This window comes from Modestobacter sp. DSM 44400, from assembly GCF_900107175.1.
Lineage (GTDB): Bacteria > Actinomycetota > Actinomycetes > Mycobacteriales > Geodermatophilaceae > Modestobacter.
This window is the reverse complement of the sequence record NZ_FNOZ01000106.1, coordinates 1-5,354: the sequence shown is the minus strand read 5'-3', so window position 1 is coordinate 5,354 and position 5,354 is coordinate 1. Positions and strand designations below refer to the sequence as shown.

General features: G+C 70.8%; 7 protein-coding genes and 1 pseudogene. 6 read left to right on the top strand and 2 right to left on the bottom strand.

The window, feature by feature from the left end; genetic code table 11:
- From BLW04_RS24660 to BLW04_RS24650, 3 genes are all read left to right on the top strand, one after another.
- Window positions 1-324, top strand: a 324-nt coding sequence (locus tag BLW04_RS24660; RefSeq protein ID WP_139307027.1) for an IS30 family transposase, incomplete at its 5' end; no start/stop codon positions are given.
- Between the two features lie 12 nt (window positions 325-336).
- The gene (locus BLW04_RS24655; RefSeq protein WP_091548198.1) at window positions 337-900 is read left to right on the top strand and encodes a phage major capsid protein; all 564 of its coding nucleotides are present in this window, start codon (window positions 337-339) and stop codon (window positions 898-900) included.
- A 311-nt stretch (window positions 901-1,211) separates the two neighbouring features.
- Window positions 1,212-2,306, top strand: coding sequence for a glycosyltransferase family 4 protein (locus BLW04_RS24650; protein ID WP_139307026.1), 1,095 nt, complete (start codon window positions 1,212-1,214; stop codon window positions 2,304-2,306).
- A gap of 87 nt (window positions 2,307-2,393) precedes the next feature.
- On the opposite strand, the pseudogene BLW04_RS29965 reads toward BLW04_RS24650, so the two are convergent.
- Both BLW04_RS29965 and BLW04_RS24640 read right to left on the bottom strand, forming a co-directional pair.
- Window positions 2,394-2,744, bottom strand: a pseudogene (locus BLW04_RS29965) (phosphatase PAP2 family protein); the annotation flags it as partial.
- A 30-nt stretch (window positions 2,745-2,774) separates the two neighbouring features.
- Complete coding sequence (locus tag BLW04_RS24640; RefSeq protein ID WP_091548192.1) at window positions 2,775-3,035, bottom strand: hypothetical protein; 261 nt, start codon at window positions 3,033-3,035, stop codon at window positions 2,775-2,777.
- Between the two features lie 259 nt (window positions 3,036-3,294).
- Here BLW04_RS24640 and BLW04_RS24635 point away from each other — a divergent pair, with 259 nt between their 5' ends.
- From BLW04_RS24635 to BLW04_RS29960, 3 genes are all read left to right on the top strand, one after another.
- On the top strand, window positions 3,295-4,704 hold the full coding sequence (locus tag BLW04_RS24635; RefSeq protein WP_139307025.1) for a C40 family peptidase: 1,410 nt from the start codon (window positions 3,295-3,297) through the stop codon (window positions 4,702-4,704).
- A 16-nt stretch (window positions 4,705-4,720) separates the two neighbouring features.
- Complete coding sequence (locus tag BLW04_RS27175) at window positions 4,721-4,882, top strand: hypothetical protein (protein ID WP_175484282.1); 162 nt, start codon at window positions 4,721-4,723, stop codon at window positions 4,880-4,882.
- A gap of 166 nt (window positions 4,883-5,048) precedes the next feature.
- Window positions 5,049-5,354 (top strand): DUF6444 domain-containing protein (locus tag BLW04_RS29960; RefSeq protein WP_371327826.1); only part of this gene is annotated, 306 nt, incomplete at its 3' end.

The window sequence follows — 5,354 nt, the reverse complement described above, 5'->3', positions numbered from 1 at the left end:
ACCGACATGCCCACCCAGCTCCTCACCTCACTGACCTGGGACCAAGGCACCGAGATGGCCGCGCACGCCGCGTTCACCCTCGCCACCGCCATCGACGTCTACTTCGCCCACGCCCACTCACCCTGGGAACGCGGCACCAACGAGAACACCAACGGACTGCTCCGAGAGTACTTCCCCAAGGGCACCGAGATCACCGACGACCAGAAGTACCTCAACCTCGTCACCGCCGAGTTGAACAACCGACCACGCCGTATCCTCGGCTACCGAACCCCAGCAGAAGTCTTCACCGACCTCCTGACCAGCCCGATTGCTACCACCGGCTGAAACCGCCGAGAGCTGGCCGATGACTCCTCGCCGGCCGCCGCAGAGCTGATCGGTCAGTCGATGGCCCGCGACATGGCCAAGCGCGTCGATGCCGCCTTCTTCGGCAACCTGGCCGCCCCTGCACCCAAGGGGCTCGGTGCCCTCACCGGCTATGCCGCCGTCAGTGCCGGCGCGTCCTGGACCAACGTGGACCCCTTCACCGACGCCCTGTTCGCCGTCGAGGGCGCGGGGCAGACCGTCGACAGCTGGGTCGCCAACCCCGCCGACGCCCAGGTCATCAGCAAGATCAAGACCGGGACGGGCAGCAATCAGCCGCTGTTGCAGCCCGACGTGACCAGCCCCACCAAGCGCACCATCCAGGGTGTGCCGCTTTACGTCTCCGCGGCAGTCGCACCCGGGACCATCTGGGGTATCCCGCGTGCCCGGTCCCTCGTCGTGATGCGCAACGACGTGCGAGTCGAGACGTCGCCCGACGCCTACTTCTCGTCCGACCGCATCGGCATCCGCGGCACCATGCGTGTGGCATTCAGCTTCCCGCACGCCGCTGCCATTGCTCGGATCAGCCTTACCGCCTGATCCAAGAAGACCAGGAATGATGACCGGGCCGGCGTCAAACTCACCCGTCCGACCGCTCGCAGATGTCGCGGTCAACACGGGAATGCAAGATCGGCGAGCGACCTTCCGTCCTTTCGTCGCGCCTGAGCTGTTCCGCGCCGGCCCGGTCATCGCTCCTTGGGACTGGTCAGGTCCCTGGGTTGGTGATTCCCACGTTAGCCGCGGATTCGCAGGCACCTGGTCACCGATGTGGTGCCGTTCGACGAGGGCGCCACCGTGATGGCCGAGCTCGCACAGCGCCGCCGCGCCACCATCCAGGCCGTCTTCGCGCTGTGAGGCCGCGGCCGCTGCTGTTCGTCTTGCACTGGCTGGTCGTGGGCGGCGAGGAGACCGAGGTCCGACTGCTCGCCCAGTACCTGCGGCCGGAGTGGACGGTGGACGTCGTGGTCTGCCAGTTCCGGCCCATGATGCCCGACCAGACCCACGTCCAGCTCGCCGAGCTCGGCATCCCGGTGGACACCACGCCCTACGGGCTCGGCGACGACCAGATCGTCGAGCACCTCGCCCCGGTGATCCCGACCTACGACGTGGTGGTGGCCTGCCAGGCCGTTCCCTACGTGCACCCGGCGCTGCGGCGCTTGGCGCGGCGGCCACCATTGATCGAGCACGGCGGGCTGGTGTCCGAGGCGCTGACCGGCCCCACGGACCTGACCGACCGCTACGTCGGGGTCTGTGCCTCCATCCGCGACGCCGCCGCCAGCCGGATGCCCGACCGGCCGCAGGATGCCCTGGAGATCCCCTCGATGGTCGATTTCGACCCGGCCGCCCGGGCAGACGTACGGCGCGAGTGGGGCGTGGCCGACGACGTGCCGATGATCGGCTGGGTGGGCCGGCTGGACCGGAAGAAGCGCGTCGAGGACGTGCTGGCCGCCGCGGCCCTGCTCGCGCAGCGGCGCCCCGAGGCCCGCTGGATGATCATCGGCGGGCCCAACTTCTTCTACCCCGAGCACGAGACCGCACTGCACGACCTCGCCGCCCGGCTGGAACTGGGCAACCCCGTGCGCTTCCTCGGCGACCGTGCCGACGTGCCCCGGTTGCTCGCCGGGCTGGATGCGCTGGTGTGGCTGTCCGAGGGCGAGGGCATGCCGCACGTCCTCGCCGAGGCCGGCGCCGCCGGGCTACCCGTGGTGGTCACCCGCGACAACGGCTCCGAACAGCAGGTCGTCGACGGACGAAGCGGCCTGTTCGTTCCCCGCCGCGACCCGTCCGCGGTCGCCGACGCGCTGGTCCGGCTGATCGACGACCCCGGGCTGCGTCGATGGCTCGGCACGGGGCTGCGTCGCACCGTGGAGCAGCGCTACGCCGTCGAGGTCGTCGTCCCGCAGTGGCGGGTACTGCTCGACGACATTGCGATCGCTGGTCGCTAGGGCTTCGTTCCGGGGATCTTCGGAACGGTTTCGCATGGAGTGCCAGGTCCTGGTCAACCGGGCGGCCAGCGGCTCGATTGCCGGGACGGCAAGCAACACCAGCAGGCCGGCTGCCCAGCCGGCCACCACGTCGGAGATCCAGTGGGTGGCGAGGTACACCGTGCTCAGCCCGATCGTGACGCTCAAAACAGTTGCCAGCACTGCGCAGGCCCGGCGGTACCGCCGAGCCAGATACGCCAACAGGCCCCAGGTGAGGACGGCGTTCGCGGTGTGCCCGGACGGCCAGATGGTCCCGTCGGCGAACACAGCACCCGCCCCGGGCAGGAGCGCGGCCGGCCCCAGCTGCAGCGGACCGAGTCGCCCAACCACGATCTTCACGAAGCCGACGCTGATGTTGAGCAGGACGGTCGCGGTCCCGAAGATCAACAGCGGTTGCACATCTCGGGCCCGCACTGCCCGCACGACCAGCTAGGGAACTGCTATGGCCAGGCATATCCCGCGCTGGCCGAGCAGCACCCACCACGACATGACCGAGGCCAAGACGGGCCAGTGCTGCGCGGGGTCCCAGACCAGCACCGCCACGTCCCAGTCGTCGACCGCCCAGCCGCTGAGCACAGCCAGCCCGAGGATGCCGTACAGGAAAGCAACCGGTACACCGACCAGCAGGGCCGCACGGAGCCGGCGCGCGGAGGACCGGCTGCCGGGCAGGGATGTCACCTTGGAGCGCACTGCCTTCAGGATCGATCCCCCCCGAGGAGCAATGCCACGTAGCTTGCGTTGATCATGCTGCTCGTGGTGCGACCCCTCGACGGTACTCACCCGGCTGCTGCGCTGAACGCAGCGTGTCCGGGTGGGCACCCAGCGAAGTAGTTGGGTCTGTCTGCTCCCGAGGGGTTCCGGCCGTCCACCTCCTGGAGCTACCGTCCACGGCGAGCACGCTCGGCAGGCCTCCGGCCCGCGGCGCACGCTGTGGCCCGGGGGGTGGCGCATGACACGAGGACGACGGGGATCGGCACGCGCCCGGCTGGCCGCAGTCGCCGGTGCGGTGGTGATATGCCTGGTGTCCGCTCCGGGCGTGGCCTCGGCCGAGCCCCAGCTGCCCACCGACGAGCAGATGAGCCAGGCGCAGCAGGCCCACGACGCCGTCGTCGGGCAGCTGTCGGAGCTGGCCACCCGGCTGGCCGACGCCCAGGCGCAGGCCGACGCCGCGAACGCCGCCGCGGCCATCGCGCTGGACACCTTCCAGGCCAAGCAGGCCGAGTACGAGGCCGCGCAGGCCACCGCGGCGTCCACCGCGGCCACGGCGCAGCGGGCCGCCGCGGACCTGGCCGCGTCCCGCGCGGAGGTCGCTGCTTTCGCCCGGGAGAGCTACATCCAGGGCACCACCTCACCCGGTCTGCAGGCAATGCTGGACGTCGACGACCCGGCGCAGATGCTTGAGCGGGCCCGGCTGCTGGCCGCCGCCGGTGGCTACAAGGCCGACGTCCTGGTGCGGTTCGCGCTCGCTCAGCAGCGGGCCGAGACCGCCGATGACGCCGCCCACACCGCCGTCTTCCAGGCCGGCGCCCTCGAGCAGCAGGCCGCCGACGCACTCACCGCAGCCGAGGCGGTCGAGGCGGCAGCCCGTCAGCAGGCCGAGGACTTCGCGACCGAGCAGGTCGGGCTGCAAGAGCAGCTCGAGCAGGCGAAGCAGGAACTCGCCGCGCTGGAGGGCGAGCGGGCAGCGGCGCTGGAGTATCAGCGCCAGCAGGCGGCAGCGCAGGCGGCAGCGCAGGCCACAGCGCAGGCCACAGCGCAGGCCACAGCGCAGGCCACAGCGGAGGCGGCAGCGCGGGCGACAGGGCGGGCCGCAGGGCAGGCCCCAGCGCGGGCCGCAGGGCAGGCCCCAGCGCGGGCCACAGGGCGGCCCGCAGTGTCGGCCGCAGCCGACGCGGCGCAGTCGGGGGAGGCCGCCGATGCGGTCGTGCCGCCGATCGGGCCCGGCTCGGCGTCGGCGGCCGCGACCGCGATCTCCGCGGCCATGAACACGGTCGGAACGCTGTACGCCTGGGGTGGTGGGTCGACGACCGGCCCGAGCCTCGGGTTCGGCATCGACGCCGGCGTGGTCGGTTTCGACTGCTCCGGGCTGACCCGCTACGCCTACGCCCACGTCGGCATCAGCCTGCCCCGCAACAGCCGGGCGCAGTACAGGGCGCTGCCGAAAGTCGCCCGCGCCGACCTGCAGCCGGGGGACCTGGTGTTCTGGGCCCTGGACGTGGGCGACCCGGCGACGATCCACCACGTCGCCCTCTACCTGGGCGGCGGCAAGATCATCGAGGCGCCGTACAGCGGCGCGACCGTGCACGTCACTTCGATGTACTGGTCGGGCTACCTCGGCGCGGTCCGCCCGACCGCCTGAGGCAGGTCACCGCGGGGTGGGGCCTGGCGCCCGTGACCTCACCTACTACACCGCCAACGGCGACAAGCGCTACTGCGACGGCAAGCCCCCGACTACCACCACCGACAAAGAATGGGCACAGCTTTACGTCCAGCTCACCGGCAACACCACGGCCGTCCACCAGATCCTCTCCGGCTGACCAGCCGACCGATCAGATCACCGCGCGCTGGCCGACCATGATGCGCGCCGCATCGTCGACCCATGAAGTCTTGTTCTCAATCTCGTTGAGGCTCGTCTTGTCGGTCGCCTCTTTGATTAGAGGTGACTGGTCAGGTCCCTGCGGCGTGGCGTGTTGACCTGGCCGTGTGATCGATGATGCTCGTGGGGTGTCCGGCGATCCCTCGGTGGTGGAGCTGCTTGAGCGGCTCGCGGAGCGCGATGGGCTGATCGATGCGTTGCGGGCGGAGCTGCGCGCGGCGCAGGTGAAGATCGGCGAGCTGGAGGCTCGGCTGGGGACGACGTCGAAGAACTCCTCGAAGCCGCCGAGCCAGGACGGCTTGGGCAAGCCGGCACCGAAGTCGTTGCGGACCCGGTCGGGGCGCAAGCCCGGTGGGCAGCCGGGACATCCGGGGTCGCGGTTGGCGCAGGTCGCCACACCGAATGAGCGGGTG